Here is a 20184-nt window from a genome sequence, read left to right as displayed (position 1 = left end):
CGGGGGAGGGCAGATTTGGCGGGTCCCCGAAAAAAAGGGAACCCCAGAGGGCGGTGAAGCCTACCGGATCGGGGCGGAGAGTACGAGTGTTTTCGTTGTCGCCAAAGTAAAATCCGGTCGCGGCGGGGCGGCCCGCCGCGACCGGCAGCGGTTCAGCGTTGGATCAGCGCCAGTTCCGCGTCCTGTTGCAGCACCGCCCACCAGCGGCGGCCGTGATCGGCGTCGAAACCGACCATAGGCTGGTCGGCGCAGGCCGCCGGGCGGGTCGGGGCGCTGGTCAGGAAGGCGTTGTCAAAGGGCCCGGCCACCACGCAGTCGCCGTTGGCCAGCGCTTGCCAACCGTCATCGATGCGCCAGCCCAGGGTCACGCTGGCCGGGTCCAGGCTTTGTGGGGCGTCGAAGGTGACCGCGTAGGCGTCGGAGACGGCGCTGGCCAGATCCCAGTTCTTGCTGGCGCTGGCCGGCAGCGGGTGCGCCTGTTTGGCGGTGCCGTCGGGTTGGCTGCCGGGCAGGCCGGTGTCCGCTTCCAGGTCCTTGGTGGCGCCATAGGCGCTGGAGTAGGTGCCGGTCTGATTCTGAGTGCCGCTAACGATCAGGATGTCCGAGGCGGTGTCGCCGCCGGCGGCCTGCCAGCTCATCGCCACGTCTTCTTTCAGATCAATGGTGGTCTCCGGAATGTCGAGCACGTTCTGGTCGTCGGCGTTGGGCACCACGCGGTTTTCGCCGTTCAGGTTCGGTGTCCAGTCTTCGTTGTACTGGAACAGGAACTGGTAGGCCAGGCGCGCCAGTTCGGTGACGGTGCTGGCGCGGCTGAAGCCAGGCGTGACTTCCATGTCACGGGTGCGGCTTTCGACACGGTTGAAGGTGTCGTTGGTGCCGCCCACCATGCGCGCCACGCTGCCGTCATGGGCGCGGCAATCGTTGCTGATGTACTGGCTGTCCAGGTACATCACCGGGCGGGTGTCTTCCGGAATGGAGTTCGGATAGACGATCCGTTCGCAGCGGTTTTTGGTGCGCGAAAAGCGGTCCAACAGTTTCCATTGCGGCTCGGCCAGTTCCTTTTCGCCCTCCTCGTTGGCGCCGATGGTGTGCTCGGTGTACCAGGATTGATAGTCCACCCGGTCGCCGTCGAAGCTGAGTACCGAAGCGTTGACATCGTAGCCGGTGGAGCCGTTGTCCAGAGTGTTCATCTTCTGCGCCACGATGCGCTGCACCAGTTCGCGCTCGCCATAGCGGAACTCGTAGCCTTTATAGGAGGCGTTGCCGGACATGATCTGGGTGTACTGCGGCAGGCGGTAGTTGCCGTCCTCTTCGGTCCAGGAGGTCGGGTCCACCCAGATCGGCGCCTGGATCACCGAGCGCTGATACATGTGCTCATGGCCCTGCACCCAGATCACATCGTATTTGGCGAAGAACGCGCGGATGTCGTCCCACTGGTTCATCAGATGGTTGTCGCCGGCCACGCCTTCCACGATCATCTCGCGGGTTTCGCCGTACTTGGCGCCGATCAGGCCGTCGTGGCTGGCGATCACCAGGTGATCGAACTCGCCTTCGTGGGCGGCCACCTCCTGTTTGATCCAGTCGAACGCCACCGGCAGGTTGTAGTACTTGAGCAGGAAGATCATCACATTGTCGCGAATCACGTAATAGTTCAGGTACTGCGCGCCGCTCATGTGCACCGCATCCTTGGGGATGTAGTGCTTCATGTTCTCGATCCATTCCACCGAATAGGCGTAGCTGTCTTCGTGGTTGCCCATCAGCGGCAGAAATTCAATGCCGGCATCGCGGTAGCTTTGCGCCACCGAGGTCCATTGCTGGAATTCGCCGGTGGTGCCGTGATCAGTGAGATCGCCGACCGGGATCACGATGTTGACGCCCAGTTCCTTTTCTTTGTCGAGCACCGCTTTCATCGGGTGCATGGCGACGTTGTCGCCGCCGCCCTGGGTGTCGGGCAGCAGGCCGATGCTGACTCGGGAGGCGCTGGCCGGCGGTTCGCCGCCGCCGCCATTATCGTTGTCGTGATCGCTGGACGAATCGCCGCCACAGCCGGAGAGCAGGGCAGTGGCCAGCGCCACGGCCCAGAGTGTGGATTGTTTCATTGTCATCCCCTAATAAAGTAGAAAAGCGCTGGGATGATGAACGGCGAAGATGATGGTTCGGCGACGGTTTAATGAAATCTCCTGGCGCAAGAGTCAATTCCCTGATCGCGATAAACGTGTTATCCGTGGCGGCGATTCATTTCGGAGAGTGAGGCGATGACGAAAAAACAGGTTTCCGATTTCACCATGATGAAAGGCTCGCAACCGATCACCATGCTGACCGCCTACACCTGCCCGGTGGCGCGCGGCCTGCAACAGGCCGGCGTGCCGGTGCTGCTGGTGGGCGACACCGTGGGCATGGTCGAGATGGGCTTCGACAGCACCCGCCAGGTGACCCTGGAGCACATGGAGTATCACATCGGCGCGGTACGCCGGGGCGCGCCGGACACGCATATTATTGGCGATCTGCCGTACCGCACCGACCGCGACCCGGACACCGCCCTGGCCAGCGCCCGGCGGCTGCTGGCGGCAGGCGCCGACAGCGTCAAACTGGAAGGCGATAAATACGCGGTGATCGCCCACCTGGTGGCCAACGGCATCGACGTGGTCGGACACACCGGCTTGCTTCCGCAAACCGCCAAGGGTTTCGCCAAGGTGGGCCGCAGAGCGGAGGACGCGCAACGCATTCGCGAGGAAGCGCAAGGCATTCAGGGCGCCGGTGCCTTTATGCTGGTAATGGAGCACATGCCCTACGATCTGGCTGGCGAGATCACTGCCGCGCTGCGCATCCCCACCATCGGCATTGGTGCCGGCCCGGACTGCGATGGCCAGGTGCTGGTGATCAACGACGCGCTCGGGCTGGGCGATTACTGGCCACCGTTCTCGAAGCAGTATGCCCGGGTCAGTGATTCGATTGCGGATGTGGCCAAGGCGTTCAGCCGTGAAGTGGAGACCCGTGAGTTTCCCAATAACATTATTCGGATGACCGGATCGCGCGGTTGATCGGCCAGACGCCAGACGCCGGACGCCGAAATAACCAGGTTCAGGCCAAAAAGCACCGTGCGATCCGGCCAAACATTTCGCGATCAAGGACCACTCCCACAGCGGACCTGTAGAGCGGTTATCGTTCTTTTTGTAGGAGCGGCTCCAGCCAGCGACGGTTTTGATTTTGATCTTAGCGTCCGGCGACTGGGGTTCAGCCTCGCCATTGGCCAGGCCCTGCCTTCGGGAGAGTTAGCGCTCACCCTCCAGGCCATGCCATATCCGAAGAACAATCACGGTGCTTGGGTGAACGGAATAGCGAACCACGTATTTGCCGAACACCATGTCGCGGATGGAATCCGGGTCCGGCGCCAGCGGGACTGGCGCTCCGACCTTAGGAAAGTCAGGTAGCCGGCGGATTATCTCAACAAGGCCAGCGGCCACCCGGGCCGCTGCTGTAGGGTCGTGGGCTTCAATGAACTCTCGGAGACGCTTTAAATCATCAATGGCTACGTCCGTGTAAACCAGTTTCATTCCTTCGCCTTTTTACCCGCGCCGGGCGCCTCTTGCTCGTTCTCGGTCCCCCAGCTTTCCAGCCACTCATGCACTTTTTCGCCATCGACCACATTACCCCGGGTGGCGGATTCCATGGCATCCAGGGTTTGCCGCCAGCGTTCCTGCTCGCGCTGTTCCTTTTCAATGTATTCGGCCAGGGCCTGATTGATCACCCAGCCTTTGCTGCGATGAAGCCGGTTGGCGATAGCATCCAAATGTCGCTCGATCTCCGCCTGGAGGCGGACCGTGGTAACGCCCATGAACAACCTCTCAAATGCGATGACTACAATGTATTACATCATAGTCAATGGTCGGGAGCAAAAGAGCGGATGTAAAAGTCCGGCCGCGTGGCGGGTTACGCCATCAACCCTTCTATGACCATTGATTCCAGGTGCGCGCGTCGGGCGGGGGGAATCGAGATCACTTTGCGGGTTTCCAGATCCAGGGAGATCGCCACGGTTTCCGCGCTTGCCAACGCTTCGCCGGTTTCCAGATCAAACAACCAGTGGCTCCACACAAAGGTTTTGTCACCGACCTGCCGGAGCCCACTGCGTAACGCCACGACATCGTCGACCTGGGGATAACGCCGATAGACGAACCGGTACTCCAGGGCGGCGCCACCGATATTGGGTGTGCGGCCGCGATCTTCGGCTCCGGCCTGCACCAGCAGGTTGGGCACCGCGTTGGAAACCAGTCCCATGAAATGACGCAGGTTCAACCGGCCGGCGCGGTCGCACTGATCCAGGCGAATCAGCCCCTGAAAGGTCGGCATCAAGCCCATTGATTCGGCTTCGGCAAGCGTCAAGGCCGGGCGCGGCGGCGCCATATCAAGCCCTCTTGGCCGCCCATGCTCGGGCTGCTCGATAACCCGCGCCAGTGCCTTCTCCCGTACCGCCGGTGGCAACACGGCGGTGGTGTGTGTCGCCGTCTCGCGCAGCGCCAGATCCACCGTGAAGGTGGCCGCCACGTCGCCGGAGGTCGTCTCCACCATTTCCTGGTAGACCTTCAGTGTTTTCTCGCCAACATCGAGAACGCCGGCGCGCAGAAAAAACGGCGATCCGCTGCGCCGCTCACGCAGAAAGCGGATGTGCGATTCAAGCGCGGCCAGATACTGGCCGTGGCGGTGTACGTACTCACGGCCGATGCCGAGGTGTATTCCCAGGGCGGCCAGCCCATCCATGGCCCGGTCCAGATAGAACTGAACATTCATATGCCCCATCTGGTCGATTTCCCAGGTCTGGACACTGTTTCGGGCAACCTCGATCATCTCATTCACGGCCAATGCCTATATCGATTCATAACGACCCGGCAGTTTACTGTATGGTCGGTTTCTCTCAAAGCCGCCGGTCCGATCCTTTAATGATCACGAGTGCGGTATACTGCGCTCTTCTCTGCTGGCCTTTTCCCATGACCGATTCCGTTCGGCTTTCCAAACGCGTCATCGACCTTACCGGCTGTTCGCGCCGTGAAGCACAGCTCTATATTGAAGGCGGCTGGGTGCTGGTGGATGGCGCCGTCGTCGATGCGCCACAGTTCCCGATCACCGGCCAGCGGGTTGAGTTGCGCGCCAATGCCGTTGCGCAACCCTTGCCGCCGGTCACGCTGTTGCTCAACCAGCCGCTGATGGACAATGCCACGCTCGAGCCACAACGGGCACTACTGCGCGTGGAGACCCGTTGGCCGGAAGACCCGAGCCCTCTGGTGCATCTTAAAGGCCACTTTGCCCGCTTGAGCAGTGAGCTGCCCTTGCAGGACAAGGCCACGGGGTTGCAGGTGTTTACACAGGACTGGCGCATTCTGCGTAAGCTGACCGATGCCCGGGCGCGCCTGGAGCAGGAGTATGTGGTGCAAGTCGCTGGCGCAATCAACGCCCACAAATTGAAGTCCCTTGAGCACGCGCAAACGCTCGATGGCCTGGCCTTACCCGGCTGCAAAGCCAGCCTGCAAAGCGAGCGGCATCTTCGCATGGTACTGAAAGGGCCGCCGCCGGGTGTTGTCGAGCGTTTATGCGCGAGCATTGACCTTGAAGTGTTGTCCATGAAACGCCTGCGTATCGGTGCGGTGTCCATGGGTAAATTGCCCCCGGGTCAATGGCGTTATCTCGCCGCCACGCAGAAATTCTGATCGTCTTTTCACATCAGGCCGTTAACCGGAAAAAATGCATGCTTAATAACGACGTACTGCGCAGTGTTCGCTATACACTGAATATGAGTGACAACGCTCTGCTGGCGCTGCTGCGCGACGTGGCGCCGGAACTGGATCTGGCGACCTTGCGCGGTTATCTGGCCGGCGAAGACGATGCGTTCTTCGTGCCCATGAACGATGAGCTGTTGGCCGGCTTCCTGGATAATCTGATCGTTCTCCGCCGAGGGCCGGCCCCGGGGCCCGCGCCCGCCACCGCCTTGCCGCTGACCAACAACACCGTGTTAAAGAAACTGCGGGTGGCCTTTAACCTGCATGAGGCCGATCTGATCGACATTTTCGCATCGGTGGAATCCAGGGTGGCCAGGCCGGAGCTCAGCGCGCTATTCAGAAAAGAAAGCAGCAGCAATTACCGCGCCTGTGGTGATCAGCTGCTGCGCCAGTTTCTAAAAGGTCTGGCTTTGCGGTTTCGTGCCGAGGCCGGCTAGGGAGCCTCTGAAAAATGTTCGCTTCATCGCGCTTGGCGGGGGAGCCGATCAGGACACGCTGGCCAGAATCGCCTGGCGCACGCAGTGCAATACGCCGGTGGGATAATCGTCGCTGAGAAACTCGCGCACCTGGCGGTAGCTGAAGGTGTCTTCGGCGAGATTGGGTTGCGAGAGCAGCGCATCCTGGATGATCGCCAGCTCCGCTTCCGGCAAGGCCAGAGCCTGTTCCAGGGTCAGTTCCCGTTCCACCACCAGTTCCGCCAGCCCCCGGTAGATCTCCGGTTCGCCGATGCCGCGCTGGCGGGCGATGGCGTCCGGGGCCATGCCGGCGCGGGCCAGGGCGATCAGTTCGTTGCGCTCGCCCGAGTCGGTGGTGGTGGGCTCGGCGGTCTGTTCGCCGCCGTGTTCGGCGAACACCGCCAGGAAAGCGTCGCCGTAGGCGGCCAGTTTGCGGTCGCCGACGCCGCTGACGGCGGCCATTTCGCGATGGTTGCGCGGGTGCAGGCTGATCATGTCCATCAGGGTGGCGTCGTGGAAAATCACGTAGGGCGGCACGCCTTCTTCCTCGGCCAGCCGTTTTCGGCAGGCGCGCAGCGCTTCCCAGAGGGCCCGGTCGCCCTGGGCCAGTTCCGCCGCTTTGCCGGCGGCGGCACTGCCACGGCGGCGTGAGCGGTCGGTGGCGCTGGCGGCGTCCTTGCGCAGATGCAGGGGGATTTCGCCGCGCAGGTAGGGGCGGCAGGTTTCGGTGAGTTTCAGGGCGCCGTAGCCGTCGGCGTCCACGGCGAGCAGGCCGCGCGCCACCAGTTGCCGGTAGATGGCGCGCCACTGGGTGGCGGAAAACTCGCCGCCGATGTTCCAGGTGGAGACGTGGTCGTGGCCGGCGGAGGCGACTTTGTCGCTGCGGTTGCCGGTGATCACGTCCACCAGATGACTGACCCCATAGCGCTGGCCGGTGCGGAACACACAACTCAGGGCCTTTTGCGCCGCCTGGGTGGCGTCGAAGGTCTGCGGCGGGTTGAGGCAGGTGTCGCAGTTGCCGCAGGGCTGTTCCAGGGTTTCGCCAAAATAGTGCAGCAACGCCTGGCGGCGGCAGTGGGTGACCTCGCACAGGCCGAGCATGGCTTCCAGGCGCTGCTGTTCATGGCGCTTGAATTGCTCGTTGCCTTCCGATTGCGCAAGCATCTGTTTATGGCGGATGGCGTCTTCCAGGCCATAGGCCATCCACGCGGTGGCGGGCTCGCCGTCGCGGCCGGCGCGGCCGGTTTCCTGGTAATAGGCCTCGATGCTCTTGGGCAGATCCAGGTGCGCGACAAAGCGCACATCCGGCTTGTCGATGCCCATGCCAAACGCCACCGTGGCGACAATGGTAAGGCCGTCTTCGCGCAGGAAGCGTTGTTGGTGCTTAAGCCGGGTCCCGGCGGGTAGGCCGGCGTGGTAGGGCAGCGCCGGGATGCCCTCGCGGGTCAGCCATTCGGCGGTCTGTTCCACCTTGTTGCGTGACAAACAATAGACGATGCCGGCCTCGCCCTGGTGTTCGGTGCGCAGCAGCCGCAGCAGTTGCTTGCGGGCGCCGTCCTTGCGTTCGATGCGGTATTGGATGTTGGGGCGATCGAAGCTGGACACATAGTGGCGCGCGCCGGTGAGGTCCAGGCGTTCGGCGATTTCCGTGCGGGTGCGCGGGTCCGCGGTGGCGGTCAGCGCGATGCGCGGCACCTCGGGGAATTCGCGGTGCAGCAGCGAGAGCTGCAGATAATCACTGCGGAAATCGTGCCCCCATTGCGATACGCAGTGGGCCTCATCAATGGCGAACAGCGCCAGCGGCGACTGATGCAACAGCTCCAGGGTGCGCGGCTGAATCAGCCGCTCTGGCGCCACATAGAGCAGATCCAGCTCGCCGCTGCGCACCTGCTGCTGCAGCGCCTGGCTTTGTTCGGCGCTGAGCGTGGAATTGAGAAAGGCGGCACGCACCCCCAACGCATTGAGTGCGCTGACCTGATCCTGCATCAGGGCGATCAACGGGCTGACCACCACGCCCACGCCTTCGCGTACCAGCGATGGGATCTGATAGCACAGGGATTTGCCGCCGCCGGTGGGCATCAGCACCAGGGCGTCGTCGCCGTCGATCAGGCGGTCGATAATGGCGCGTTGCTCGCCACGAAAGTCGTGATAACCGAAGACGTGCTGTAAAACAGAAAGGGCGTCGCGTTGCATGGCGGCGAGTATACCCGCCCACCGCCGACACTGACATCCGGCTGACACCGTTTTCCGTCATTGTCGCCGTTTTTAAGACCCGGCTCACGTGCGTTTAAGAGTACCGCGATGGGATTTTGGAAGGTGTTCTGGGAATTCCTGTGGCTGGGCTGCGTCAGCTTCGGCGGCCCCGCCGCCCATGTGGGCTATTTTCATCGACGCTTCGTGGTGCGGATGGGCTGGTTGGATGAGGCCGCTTTTGCCCGACTGCTGGCGCTCACCCAATTCCTGCCCGGGCCGGCCTCCAGCCAGCTCGGATTCGCCATCGGCCGGCACCGGAGCGGGCTGGCCGGGGGCGTGGCGGCCTTCCTGGGATTCACTCTTCCGTCCTTCCTGATCATGGTGATGGTGGCCCTGTACGCCACCCGGCTGCCGGACACCTGGCTGAACGGCCTGGTCACCGGGCTGAAATGGCTAGCGGTGGTGGTGGTGGCCGATGCGGTGTGCACCCTGGGCGGCAAGTTCTGCCGTGGCCGCTTCACCCGCGGGCTGGCCCTGGCGACGGCACTGGCTCTGTGGCTGTTCCCCGGCATCGGCGTGCAACTGCTGGCGATGGTGGTGGCGGCACTGATCGGCCGGCGCTGGCTGAAACCGTCGGCGCCGCCGACCGAGGCGGACGCCGGCGGCGGCCGGGTCGGCTGGCTGCCGGTCGGCCTGTTCGCCGCCACCTGGATTCTGTTGTGGCTGGTCGACGGCGGCGTGATGGGCGGGCTGGCCCGGGACTTTTACAGCGCCGGGGCGCTGGTGTTCGGCGGTGGCCATGTGGTGCTGCCGTTGCTGGAAGGTTTTGTCGGTGGTGCCATCGGGCAGGACCCGTTCCTGACCGGTTACGCCACCGCCCAGGCGGTGCCCGGGCCGATGTTCTCCCTGGCCGCCTATTTGGGCGCGCAGCTGGCTCCGGCCACGCCTTGGCTGGGCGCTGGCGTGGCTATTTTGGCGATCTTCTCGCCCGGCTTTCTGCTGGTGCTGGCCTTCAGCGACGCTTGGCGCACCCTGGCGACGCGGCCCGCCATGGCCGGGGCGGTGGCCGGCATCAACGCGGCAGTGGTGGGGTTGCTGCTGGCGGCGCTGTATCAGCCAGTGTTCCTGTCGGCGGTGGCTGGGCCCCGGGATCTGGCCCTGGTGGTGCTGGGGTTCGCGGCGTTGCGGTCGGGGCGGGTGCCGCTGCTTGCCCTGGTGATGGCGATGGCCATTCTTGGCCTGGTGTTGTACTAGCGATCGCTGTGGGTCGGTAGCCCGACCTCCCTTGGGAGCCCGCCGCGGAGCGGCGCTACGAAGCGGGTTTGTGCGGGCGGGCCCCGCCCGCGAAAGGGGGCGAAGCTCCCGGCAGGATGCCAGAGCCCCTTCTAACAGCACCACAAACCCCCCTCTCTGGCATCCGCGAGTCGCCGTTAACCGCTTTCGGATGGGTCAGTTGTACCTGCATTAAATATTAATTATATTAATTGATATATCTGATTTGGTGGCCATGGGAGCATATCGCGATGGAGGGGAGTGTGATCGCTACAATCCGTGATGGTCGTGTGCGTGGCGAGCGCGGAGCCTCTGGTCTGGCGTTCCGGGGGCTACCCTACGGGGCGGATACCGGTGGGGCTGGTCGCTTCCTGCCGCCGGCACCGGTGGTGCCCTGGTCTGGCGTGCGTGAGGCGAGGGCGTTCGGGCCGCGCGCGCCACAATTCGATGTGGCCCGCCCACCGGTGTTTGACTGGCTGTTTTCGCGTCAGGATAGCGCCGAGAACTGTCTGGTTCTGAATGTCTATACCCCTTCCCTGGAAGGGCGGCGGCCGGTGATGGTGTGGTTACACGGTGGCGCTTTCGCGTTTGGCTCCGCCGACGTGCCGGTGTTGGACGGCGGCCCGCTTTCCGCCCACGGCGATGTGGTGGTGGTGACGGTAAATCATCGTCTCAATGTGTTTGGTTACCTGCCGCCCCTGGATAACGACGACGGCGAGTTCGCCGACAGCGGCAACGCCGGCATGCTGGATCTGGTCGCCGCGCTGCGTTGGGTGCGCGATAACATTGCCGCGTTCGGCGGCGATCCGGATTGCGTGACCCTGTTTGGCCAATCCGGCGGCGGCGCCAAGGTGGCCATTCTGCTGGCGATGGAGGCGGCACGGGGATTGGTGCACCGGGCCATCGTGCAGAGCCCTTCGTCCGGGTTCCGGGTGCAGGAGCAGGGCAGCGGCGCGGCGTATACCCGTGAGTTGCTGAGCCATTTCGATCTCCGGGAAACGGAGCGGGCGGCGTTGCAGCGAGTACCGGCGCCGGCCCTGCTTGACGGCATGCGCGCGGTGAACGCCGCGCATGGCGGTGACGACGCGTTCCGGCCGGTGATCGATGGCCGCTCGCTGCGGGCTCACCCGTTTCATCCGCAAGCGCCGGACAGCGCCGCCGGGATTCCGATGATGGTGGGCTATACCGCCACCGAAGCCAGTTTCTTTCTTGCCCTGGACCCGCAACGGGAACGGTTGTCCCCGGCCCAGGTTCTGCGCCGGGTCGCGCGCTTCATGAAAATCGATGAGACCGATGCGCAAACACTGCTGCGCGGGTACGCGCATCATCATCCCGGTGCCGCGCCCGCCGATTTGCTGGTGCACATCGCCACCGATCACATGTACCGCCTGACCGCCGTGGAAGGGGCCGAACGGGCTGCCAGCCAGGGTGCGCCGGTGTATATGTACCGGTTTGCCTGGCACAGCCAGGCCATGAACGGTTTTCTGCGCGCCCCGCACACCGCCGAGATTCCCTTTGTGTTTGGCCACACCGAACTGGCCGGTGAATTCACTGGCGGCGATCCGCAGGCGCGGGCATTCAGTGTTGGCATCATGGACGCCTGGGTGCGCTTTGCCCGCGGCGGTGATCCCAACGGCCCGGGGTTACCCGCCTGGACGCCGTTCAGTGCCGGAGAGCGGCAAACCATGGTGTTGGATGCCCCGGACGGCGGCGGGTCGCGGATGGAAAACGACCCGGCCGGGGCAACCCTGGCCCTGATGGCCGGGTACCGGCGTTTCGTGCCCGGTTCCAGTGTTACGTACCGCAGCGACTGATCCCTTCATGTCTGATCCGAGAGTTGAGAGTGCCACCATGTCCGAACCGTCATCCTCCCTGCCTCTTTCCCATTGCACCGTGCTGGATTTCACTATTGCGCGGGCCGGCCCAACGGCGGTGCGGTTGCTGGCGGATTGGGGCGCCAACGTGATTCGTATCGAGCCGCCGCCGCCGCGTGATCGGGGGTCGGTGACCGGCCGCCGGCGCGGCTCGGATGAACAGAATATGCATCGCAATAAGCGCAGCTTGTGTGTGGATCTGAAATCGGAACGTGGCCGCGAACTGCTGGCGCGTCTGGTGACGCGCTGCGATGTGGTGGTGGAGAATTTTCGCGCCGATGTGAAGCAGCGGCTGGGTCTCGATTACGGCCAGCTCAAGGCACTTCACCCGGGCATTATTCTCGCCAGTATTTCCGGCTTCGGGCAGGACGGCCCTTACAGCGACCGCCCCGGGGTGGATCAGATCATGCAGGGCATGAGCGGCCTGATGTCGGTGACCGGCGAACGCGGCGGTGGCCCGACGCGGGCCGGCATCGCCATTTCCGACACCACGGCGGGCATGTTCCTCGGCCAGGGTATCCTGCTGGCGCTGCTGCACCGGGAGCGTACCGGCGAGGGCCAGTGGGTACACACCTCGTTGCTGGAGGGCATGCTCGCCAAGCTGGATTTCCAGGCCGCCCGCTACACCGTTGATAACGAAGTGGCCAGCGCCCAGGGCAACAGCCACCCGACCCTGGTGCCGATGGGCACCTTTCAGGCCCGCGACGGCCAGGTGAACCTGGCCGCCAGCACCGAGCGCATGTGGCAAAACCTGTGCGCCGTGCTCGGTGCCGAGGCGCTGCTTGCCAACCCGGATTACGCCAGTGTCGGTTCGCGGATCAGCCACCGCTATCAACTTGATGCGCAGGTCAATGCGTTCACGGCCGGGTTTACCTGTGACGAGTTGGTGGCGCGATTGAACAAGGTCGGCGTGCCCTGTGGGCCGATCTACAATATCGGTGAAGCCTTCGAGGATGTACAAACCCGGCACCTGCGCATGACCCGGCCGGCGCACCATCCGGTGCTCGGCGAGCTGGATCTGTTGCGCTCGCCGATTAACCTGTCCGCGTTTCCCCATCCGGCCCGGTTTCATCACGCCGGCCCCGATCCCGGTGAGCACAGTGCCGACTTGTTGCGTGAACTGGGCTACGACGAATCAACGGTACGGGAATTGATCAATCAAGAGGTGGTGGTATGACCATGACAGCGGTGCCTCTGGGCACGGAAAAAATGATCGCCGGCATCGACCAGGGCGTCGGCTGGCTGACCATCAATCAGCCGGCCAGACGTAACGCCGTATCGCTGGAAATGTGGCAGGGGCTGGCGGACGCCTGCGCCGTGTTTCAGAACGACTCGACGGTACGCGCGGTGGTGATCCAGGGGGCCGGCGAGCAATCGTTCGCGGCCGGCGCGGATATTTCCGAGTTCGAACAGCAGCGCGCCAACGCCGACCAGAAAAGACGCTATGGCGAGATCGCTGCTCGGGGCCACAAAGCGCTGGCGGCGCTGGACAAGCCGCTGGTGGCGATGATTCGTGGTTATTGTATCGGCGGCGGGCTGGCCATCGCGCTCACCGCGGATCTGCGTTTCGCCACCCCGGACGCCCGCTTCGGCATTCCCGCCGCCCGCCTCGGGCTGGGCTATGATTATCCGGGCGTGGCCGCGCTGGCGCGCCTGGTCGGCCCGTCCTGCGCCAAGGACATGCTGTTCAGCGCCCGTCAGTTGGACGCCGAAGAGGCGCTGCGCATCGGTTTGATCAATCGCATTGTTGAGCCCACCGCGATCGAGGCCACCACCCGTGAGTATGTGGAAGGCGTTGCCGAGAATGCGCCGCTGACGGTGGCCACCGCCAAGGCCGCGTTGAAAATGTTTGAACGTTACACCGACCAGGCCGGCGCCGCCGATATCGCCACGCTGGTGGACCGCTGTTTTGACAGCAACGACTATCGCGAAGGCCGGCGCGCCTTTATGGAAAAACGCACGCCGCGATTCAAAGGGGAATGAGATGAGCACACCGGAGTTGAGTGTGGAGAGCGCGGTCGCGACGATCACCCTGCGCCGCCCGGAGCAGGCCAACCGGCTGGAACCCGAGGATCTGGAAACCCTGCTGGCGCATCTGGATACCGTCAACGCTGATCCGACCATACTGGTGCTGTGCTTGCGGGCGACCGGCAAGTACTTTTGCAGCGGCTACAACATTGGCGCCATCGGTGGCGCGCGCCGGGTCGATTTCGAGCAGGTCGCCAATGCCCTGGAGCAGGCGCGGCCGGTGACCGTGGCGGTGTTGCAGGGCGGCGTTTACGGCGGTGCCACTGACCTGGCCTTGGCCTGTGATTTCCGGTTGGGAGGGCAGGCCACCGATATGTTCATGCCGGCGGTGCGGTTGGGGCTGCACTTTTATCGCGGCGGCCTGGAGCGCTACGTGACCCGGCTGGGTCTGGATAACGCCAAGCGCCTGTTCCTGACCGCCGACCGGCTGGGCGCGGAGGCGCTGCTGCGCATCGGTTTTTTGACCGAGCTGTGTGCCGGTGACGCCCTGGAAAGCCGCGCGGATCAACTGTGCGATACCCTGGCCGGGCAGGCGCCGATGGCGCTGTTGGGAATGAAAAATCACCTCAACCACATCGCCCGGGGCACGCTGGATGCACAGGCGCTGCAACAGGATGTGCAACGCGCGTTTCAGTCCGAGGATCTGCGCGAGGGACAGGCGGCGTGGTTGGAAAAACGCCCCCCGCGCTTTAGCGGGCGTTAAATTTTCAGATCGCCCCCAGCGGTGTCCGCGCTCAGGGCAGCAGCACCGCGGCGCCGGTGGTGCGGCGGCTTTCCAGATCTTCGTGGGCCTGGCGTGCCTGGGCCAGCGGATAACGCCGGGCGATGCGCGCCGGCACATCGCCGCGTCGCACCGCGGCGGCGAACATTTCCGCCGAGCGCCGCAGTGCTTCCGGCGTATCGACAAAGGTGCGCAGCGTCGGTCGGCACACGGTCAACGAGCGCGCGTGCAGGCGTTGCAGATCAAAGCCCTGGACGTCGCCGGAGGCGGTGCCGTAATTGATCGCCATGCCGCGCGGGCGCAGGCAATCCAGCGAGGGCACGAAAACGTCCTTGCCGACCGCGTCGTAGACTACATGCACTCCTTCGCCGGCGGTGATCTGCTGGACCCGGGCGACGAAATCCTCGCGGCGGTAGTCGATCACATGGTGGCAGCCGCACTGGCGGGCGATCTCCGCTTTCTCCGGCGAACCGACGGTGCCGATCACCTCGGCACCCAGCGCCCGCCCCCAGGCCGCCAGTAACTGGCCCATGCCGCCGGCGGCGGCGTGCACCAGCAGCCGATCACCGGGCTGCACCGGGTACAAACGATGCAGCAGGTATTCCGCGGTCATGCCGCGCAGCAACAGAGCGGCGGCGGTTTCCATGGTCAGCCCTTCGGGAATCGGCAGGGCCCGCTGCGCCGGCACCAGACGGGCGCTGGCGTAGGCGCCGGGATACAAATAGGTGACCGCCTGGCCGACTTTAAAGTCGGTCACGCCGGCGCCCACCGCTTCCACCAGGCCAGCCCCCTGGGAGCCGGGAATCACCGGAAACGCGGTGTCCTGATGAGGCCCGGCGGCGCCCTGGCGCTGATAGACGTCGGCGTAATTCAGGCCGATGGCGTGCTGCACGATGCGCAACTCGCCGGCGCCGGGGGCGGCCAGCTCATCGTGGTGAAGGCTCAGCACGGAAGGATCGCCATGCTGGTCGAAACGGATCAGGGTACGGTGCAGGGTGGACACGCGGGGTCACCTCTTGAAGGCGGCGTTAAGCCGGCGGCATGGTTGTTTTTTGATTGCTTTTCCAGGGTGGCACGGAGAAGCTTTCAGGAACGATCCCGACAATTGATATATCAGAAAAGCGATTTAATATACTAAATTATGGATTCGATTCTGTCACGCCAGCCCGGCCCGGGCGCCGCCAGCCTGCAAGAGCGCATCCGCCGCGCCGTGGAAGGGGAAATTGTTTCCGGTGCCCGGCCGCCGGGCAGCGCCATCGATGAAAAGGCCCTGGCCCAGGCCTTCGACGCGTCGCGCACGCCGGTGCGCGAAGCCTTGTTGCTGCTGGCCGGGCAGGGGCTGGTGAGGATTGTGCCGCGCGCCGGAATTTTCGTTCATAAAGCCGGCGCCGCCGAGCTGGTGTCCACCCTGGAGGCGCTCTGCGAATTGGAAGCGGCGCTGGCCCGGCTGGCCGCCCAGCGTGCCAGTGTCGAGCAGTGCGAAGCGATGAAAAAAGCGTGCCGCAAGACCGGCCGGCTGGCGGATGCCAACGACTCGAAGGGCTATCGAACCGCCAATGCGGAACTGCACGAACTGATCTACGATGCCAGCGGCAATCCGGTGCTGGTGGAACAGGTGCGGCGCATACGGCGCAAACTGGCGGCCTATCGCGCGCGAGGTTTTGACCGACCGGGCCGGCTGGCGGTGTCCGCCGATGAACACGCGGCGATCGTGCGTGCGATTTGTGATGGCGACGGGGCCGCCGCCGGTGACGCCATGCGCGCGCACATCAATGCCGGCGGCGAGGCGATGGCCGCCCTGGTGCTGGCCGCCGACAACCCACCCGGATCGCCGACCTCCCTGCCTGGCTGAACGCCGGTTGCCGGTTACGCCGGCTCGTCCGCTCCCGACGCCGGACGGGCGCGGCGGCGGTTGCCTGAAGATCGGAACCATGGTTCAATTCTTTAAAGAATGGAACCAGAGTTCATACCATGGCATACCGGGAAACCGCGCAGATCAAAGCCCGCAAGGCCGCCCAGCGTGAAAGCCTGCTGGCCACCGCCGAAATCCTGGTGCGTGAAGGTGGCTTCGCCGCCATGACCATGCAGGCGGTGGCGGCGCGCGCTGGAGTGGGCGTGGGCACGCTGTACCGATACTTCGACAACAAAGCGACGCTGGCGGCGGCGGTGTTTCAGCGGGCCACCGAACGTGAGGTGGCGGCGGTGGCCGATGCCCTGAGCGGCCCCGGCGGCAGCGCCGCGCGGCTGGAAGCGGCGCTGCGGCTGTTCGCCCGGCGCGCGCTGGCGGCACCGCGGCTGGCCTGGGCGCTGATCGCCGAGCCGGTGGAGCCGGAAGTGGACGCCGAGCGGCTGCGTTATCGCGCCGCTTACGGGGATCTGTATAAGCGGGTGCTGGAACAGGGCGTGGCGGCGGGCGAGCTGCCGCCCCAGTCCACCGCTCTGGGCGCCGCCGCCCTGGTGGGCGCGGTGGCCGAGGCGCTGGTGGGGCCGCTGGCGGCACCGCTGGCGGATGCCCGGCTGGCCGATCATCTGGTGGCTTTTGGCCTGCGCGCGGTGGGCGCGCCGGCGACGCTCAAGGAGACGCTGTGATGGGCAATCCACTGAGGAAACTGTTTTCCGGCGCCGCCGGTCTGCGCCGTGGTCTGTTGTTGTACGGCCCTTTCCTGGGCGCCGGCGTGCGCGTCGACACGCTCAGCAAGGATTTCCGCTACGTGCGGGTCTCCATGGGCATGCACTGGTACAACCGCAACTATGTGGGCACCCACTTCGGCGGCAGCCTGTACAGCATGACCGACCCCTTTTATATGCTGATGCTGATCAACAACCTGGGCGGCGATTACATCGTCTGGGACCAGAGCGCCCGCATTGATTTCGTGAGCCCCGGCAAGGGCCGGGTGTTCGCCGAATTCGAACTCACCGACGCGATGCTCAACGAGGTGAGAGCCGCCACCGCTGGCGGCGACAAGTACCTGCCCACCTGGCCGGTGACGGTGCGTGATGGCGCCGGTAACACCGTGGCCGAGGTGAGCAAAACCCTGTACGTCCGTAAGAAACGCGACCACCACACACCCGCTTCGGGGAGGAGCGCACCATGAACGCCAAGCACGACGACCTGAATCTGGAGCCCCTGGCCAGCACCCACGAGGTGTTCAACCAGGCCACGCCGCTGGAAAATTACGACGCCTTCACCGGCGACACCGCGCTCAAGGAAGCGGTGGTCCGCGAAGGCGGTGATTGGGCGCTCGACGAGCTGAGCCGTTATGGCCGTGAAACCACCCGCCCGGAGGTGATCGAGTGGGGCTTCCAGGCCAACGCCAATAAGCCCGAGTTCGAATCCCACGATCGCTATGGGCACCGTGTGGATCGGGTCAACTACCACCCGGCCTACCACCACCTGATGGACATGGCCCTGCGCGAGGGGCTGCACTCCTCGCCCTGGACCGACCCGGGCCCGGGCGCTCAGGTGGCGCGGGCCGCCAAGTACTTTTTGCACTCCCAGGTGGAGGGCGGCCACTGCTGCCCGATCACCATGACCTTCGCCGCCGTGCCCAGCCTCAAACTGACCCCGGCCATCGCCGAGCGCTGGCTGCCCAAGGTCACCGCCCGCGATTACGATTCGCGCAACGTCAGCCATAACGACAAGCCGGCTCTGACCATCGGCATGGGCATGACCGAAAAGCAGGGCGGCTCGGATGTGCGCGCCAACACCACGCGCGCCTACCCGGTGGGCGCCGAGGGCCCCGGTGAGCTCTATGAGCTGGTCGGTCACAAGTGGTTCATGTCGGCGCCCATGTGCGATGCCTTCCTGATGCTGGCGCAGACTCCCGGCGGCCTGAGCTGCTTCCTGGTGCCGCGCTGGCGCGAGGACGGCAGCAAGAACCCGCTGCAGGTGCAACGCCTGAAGAACAAGGTGGGCAATGTCTCCAACGCCTCTTCCGAGGTGGAGCTGCGCGGCGCCCACGGCTGGATGGTGGGCGAAGAGGGTCGTGGCGTGCCTGCGATCATCGAGATGGTGGCGATGACCCGCTTTGATTGCATGATCGGCTCGTCGTCCGGGCAGCGCCAGGTGATGGCCCAGGCGGTGCACCACGTGGCGCACCGCGCCGCCTTCGGCGAAACCCTGCTGGACCAGCCGCTGATGCGCAACGTGATCGCCGACCTGCAACTGGAAGTGGAAGGCTCGGTGGCGATGACCTGGCGCATGGCCCGGGCCCTGGACCATCAGGACGACGAACACGAAAAACTGTTCGCGCGCCTGGGCGCCGCCGTCGGCAAATACTGGATCTGCAAACGCACCCCGCACCACGCCTACGAAAGCATGGAGTGCCTGGGCGGCAACGGCGTCACCGAAAACTTTATCCTCGCGCGGCTGTACCGGGATGCGCCGATCAACGCCATCTGGGAAGGCTCCGGCAATGTCCAGGCGCTGGATCTGCTGCGCGCCATGGGCAAGAGCCCGAAAGTGCTGGACGCCTGGTTCGCCGAGCTGGCCGGCGCCCAGGGCGGCAACGCGGTGCTCGACAAAGCCATCAATGCGCTCAAAAAGGAACTGGCGGACTCCGACGCCATGCCCTACCGGGCCCGCGATCTGGTGGATCGCATGGCGCTCACCATGCAGGCCGCGCAACTGGTGAAAGCCGGCAACAGCGCCGTCAGCGACGCCTTCATCACCGCCCGCCTGGACAGCGGCCACGCCCGCAACTACGGCAGCCTGCCGCGCGGCGTGGATGTGGATGGGTTGGTACGGCGGGCGAATCCGCTGGAGGTTTGAGGGCGGCAAGCTGCAAGCTATAAGCCAGGAAAGGGTCAGTTCAAAGTTAAAAGTGAAAAGTTGAAAGGTCGTGGCGGAGGGACCCTGCCGCGGCCTGCGGCCGGCCTGGTTTAAGGCTTGCAGCTTGTAGCCCATAGAACGCGGGCACGGCCTGGCCGGCTCGCTTGGCCCCACCCGCGTTTTAACTTTTAACCTTTAACTTTCAACTCGCCTTTTGTTCTATCAAAGCTTCAACCGCTCCGCCAACTCAAACCACATCGCCCGGTAGGCCTGGGCGGCGGGGGTGTAGGGGGCGAACTCGCCGACCGGGGCGCGGTGGTCGCCCATTTGTTCGACGTGGGTGGAGTAGGGAATCCAGGTTTTCAGGCCGTTTTTCATGGCCGCTGGGCGCTTGACCAGCATTTCCACGTGCAGGTCCCGGCGGCGGTCCACCATATTGAAGAAGGGCACCACCTTGAGGTGCTTGAATTTCTTGCCGTCGAGCCATTCCAGCACTTGCTCGAAGGCGCGCAGGGAAAGGTGGGTGGGGATCACCGGCACGATCAGCCAGTCGGCGGCGGCGAAAATGCTTTCCGCCACCGGGCTGAGCGTGGGCGGGCAATCCAGCATCACCAGCGGGTAGCTCTCGCCGAACGGCGCCACCAGCTCCTTAAGCCGCGCTTTGCCGCCGCCGTCCTCGGCCAGTTTGATGTCCGCATTGCGCATGCTCAGATCGGCGGGGATCACTTCCAGGTTGGGCCAGCGCGTCTGTTGCTTGAGGCTGGCCAGGGTTTGGCGCCCCTTGAGCAGACTGCCGGCTTTGTAGCCGGGGCTGTCGTCGGCGCCCAGGTAAAAGCTTGCCGCGCCCTGTGGGTCCAGATCCCACAGCAGGGTGCGATATTTCCAGCGGGCCGCGTGCCAGGCCATATTGACGGCCGTGGCGGTTTTGCCCACCCCTCCTTTCAGGTTGTAAAAGGCGATGGTTTGCATGGCGTCGTGTCCGATTGCGCGCTCGGCGTTTGAGGCTAGCATGAAACGGGGGGCGCGCGCTTGCGCGCTTGGCGCGGCGCTGAGGTGGGAGCGGTCCTCGACCGTGAAAGGGTTCTGCCAGGCTGGTCCTCGC

Annotated in this window: 19 protein-coding genes; 12 read left to right on the top strand and 7 right to left on the bottom strand. The window is 64.6% G+C overall.

All coding sequences use genetic code 11. The features are described 5' to 3' along the window. Nucleotides 1-152: 152 nt before the first annotated feature. The gene (locus tag CGS25_RS13925) at nt 153-2099 is read right to left on the bottom strand and encodes a metallophosphoesterase family protein (protein WP_198588805.1); all 1947 of its coding nucleotides are present in this window, start codon (nt 2097-2099) and stop codon (nt 153-155) included. 156 nt (nt 2100-2255) lie between these two features. Between CGS25_RS13925 and panB the strand changes: the two genes are divergently transcribed. Further along, nucleotides 2256-3041, top strand: a complete 786-nt coding sequence (gene panB, locus CGS25_RS13920) for a 3-methyl-2-oxobutanoate hydroxymethyltransferase (protein WP_101675843.1) — start codon at nt 2256-2258, stop codon at nt 3039-3041. Nucleotides 3042-3272: 231 nt separating this feature from the next. Here the strand turns inward: panB and CGS25_RS13915 are convergent, their stop codons facing one another. The 3 genes from CGS25_RS13915 to CGS25_RS13905 form a co-directional block, all read right to left on the bottom strand. Then, the gene (locus CGS25_RS13915) at nt 3273-3554 is read right to left on the bottom strand and encodes a type II toxin-antitoxin system RelE/ParE family toxin (protein ID WP_101675842.1); all 282 of its coding nucleotides are present in this window, start codon (nt 3552-3554) and stop codon (nt 3273-3275) included. Next, nucleotides 3551-3835, bottom strand: a complete 285-nt coding sequence (locus tag CGS25_RS13910) for a CopG family ribbon-helix-helix protein (RefSeq protein WP_101675841.1) — start codon at nt 3833-3835, stop codon at nt 3551-3553. Before CGS25_RS13910 ends, CGS25_RS13915 begins: the two co-directional genes overlap by 4 nt. A 95-nt stretch (nt 3836-3930) precedes the next feature. Next, nucleotides 3931-4842, bottom strand: a complete 912-nt coding sequence (locus CGS25_RS13905) for an acyl-CoA thioesterase (protein ID WP_101675840.1) — start codon at nt 4840-4842, stop codon at nt 3931-3933. A 140-nt stretch (nt 4843-4982) separates the two neighbouring features. Between CGS25_RS13905 and CGS25_RS13900 the strand changes: the two genes are divergently transcribed. Then, the gene (locus tag CGS25_RS13900) at nt 4983-5699 is read left to right on the top strand and encodes an RNA pseudouridine synthase (RefSeq protein WP_101675839.1); all 717 of its coding nucleotides are present in this window, start codon (nt 4983-4985) and stop codon (nt 5697-5699) included. A gap of 38 nt (nt 5700-5737) precedes the next feature. Further along, nucleotides 5738-6205: a YehS family protein gene (locus tag CGS25_RS13895; protein WP_101675838.1), complete on the top strand. Its 468-nt coding sequence runs from the start codon at nt 5738-5740 to the stop codon at nt 6203-6205. Nucleotides 6206-6253: 48 nt separating this feature from the next. Here the strand turns inward: CGS25_RS13895 and recQ are convergent, their stop codons facing one another. Further along, nucleotides 6254-8416 (bottom strand): DNA helicase RecQ, encoded by a 2163-nt coding sequence (gene recQ, locus CGS25_RS13890; RefSeq protein ID WP_101675837.1) that lies wholly within the window; start codon nt 8414-8416, stop codon nt 6254-6256. Between the two features lie 108 nt (nt 8417-8524). Between recQ and chrA the strand changes: the two genes are divergently transcribed. The 5 genes from chrA to CGS25_RS13865 all read left to right on the top strand — a co-directional run bounded on the left by chrA (nt 8525) and on the right by CGS25_RS13865 (nt 14293). After that, nucleotides 8525-9670: a chromate efflux transporter gene (gene chrA, locus CGS25_RS13885; RefSeq protein ID WP_089032732.1), complete on the top strand. Its 1146-nt coding sequence runs from the start codon at nt 8525-8527 to the stop codon at nt 9668-9670. Between the two features lie 281 nt (nt 9671-9951). Then, nucleotides 9952-11502 carry a carboxylesterase/lipase family protein gene (locus CGS25_RS13880; RefSeq protein ID WP_157933835.1) on the top strand — a complete coding sequence of 517 codons (1551 nt, stop codon included), beginning with the start codon at nt 9952-9954 and terminating at the stop codon, nt 11500-11502. 37 nt (nt 11503-11539) lie between these two features. After that, the gene (locus tag CGS25_RS13875) at nt 11540-12739 is read left to right on the top strand and encodes a CaiB/BaiF CoA transferase family protein (protein WP_101675835.1); all 1200 of its coding nucleotides are present in this window, start codon (nt 11540-11542) and stop codon (nt 12737-12739) included. Next, nucleotides 12736-13545: an enoyl-CoA hydratase gene (locus CGS25_RS13870; protein WP_198588804.1), complete on the top strand. Its 810-nt coding sequence runs from the start codon at nt 12736-12738 to the stop codon at nt 13543-13545. Before CGS25_RS13875 ends, CGS25_RS13870 begins: the two co-directional genes overlap by 4 nt. Nucleotide 13546: 1 nt before the next feature. Further along, a complete protein-coding gene (locus tag CGS25_RS13865) occupies nt 13547-14293 on the top strand; it encodes an enoyl-CoA hydratase/isomerase family protein (protein ID WP_101675834.1) in 747 nt (248 codons plus the stop codon). A 31-nt stretch (nt 14294-14324) separates the two neighbouring features. Here CGS25_RS13865 and CGS25_RS13860 read toward each other — a convergent pair whose 3' ends face one another. Continuing rightward, on the bottom strand, nt 14325-15314 hold the full coding sequence (locus CGS25_RS13860; RefSeq protein WP_198588803.1) for a quinone oxidoreductase family protein: 990 nt from the start codon (nt 15312-15314) through the stop codon (nt 14325-14327). A 138-nt stretch (nt 15315-15452) separates the two neighbouring features. Here CGS25_RS13860 and CGS25_RS13855 point away from each other — a divergent pair, with 138 nt between their 5' ends. The 4 genes from CGS25_RS13855 to CGS25_RS13840 all read left to right on the top strand — a co-directional run bounded on the left by CGS25_RS13855 (nt 15453) and on the right by CGS25_RS13840 (nt 19082). Then, the gene (locus tag CGS25_RS13855; protein ID WP_101675833.1) at nt 15453-16163 is read left to right on the top strand and encodes a GntR family transcriptional regulator; all 711 of its coding nucleotides are present in this window, start codon (nt 15453-15455) and stop codon (nt 16161-16163) included. A gap of 119 nt (nt 16164-16282) precedes the next feature. Next, complete coding sequence (locus tag CGS25_RS13850; RefSeq protein WP_101675832.1) at nt 16283-16900, top strand: TetR/AcrR family transcriptional regulator; 618 nt, start codon at nt 16283-16285, stop codon at nt 16898-16900. Next, the gene (locus CGS25_RS13845) at nt 16900-17406 is read left to right on the top strand and encodes a DUF4442 domain-containing protein (protein WP_101675831.1); all 507 of its coding nucleotides are present in this window, start codon (nt 16900-16902) and stop codon (nt 17404-17406) included. Before CGS25_RS13850 ends, CGS25_RS13845 begins: the two co-directional genes overlap by 1 nt. After that, nucleotides 17403-19082 (top strand): acyl-CoA dehydrogenase family protein, encoded by a 1680-nt coding sequence (locus CGS25_RS13840; RefSeq protein WP_101675830.1) that lies wholly within the window; start codon nt 17403-17405, stop codon nt 19080-19082. Before CGS25_RS13845 ends, CGS25_RS13840 begins: the two co-directional genes overlap by 4 nt. A gap of 222 nt (nt 19083-19304) precedes the next feature. Here the strand turns inward: CGS25_RS13840 and CGS25_RS13835 are convergent, their stop codons facing one another. After that, nucleotides 19305-20051 (bottom strand): ParA family protein, encoded by a 747-nt coding sequence (locus CGS25_RS13835; RefSeq protein ID WP_089032724.1) that lies wholly within the window; start codon nt 20049-20051, stop codon nt 19305-19307. Nucleotides 20052-20184 lie beyond the last annotated feature (133 nt).

The sequence above is a fragment of the Alloalcanivorax mobilis genome (assembly GCF_002864685.1).
Lineage (GTDB): Bacteria > Pseudomonadota > Gammaproteobacteria > Pseudomonadales > Alcanivoracaceae > Alloalcanivorax > Alloalcanivorax mobilis.
This window is presented reverse-complemented; position numbering and strand designations above follow the sequence as displayed.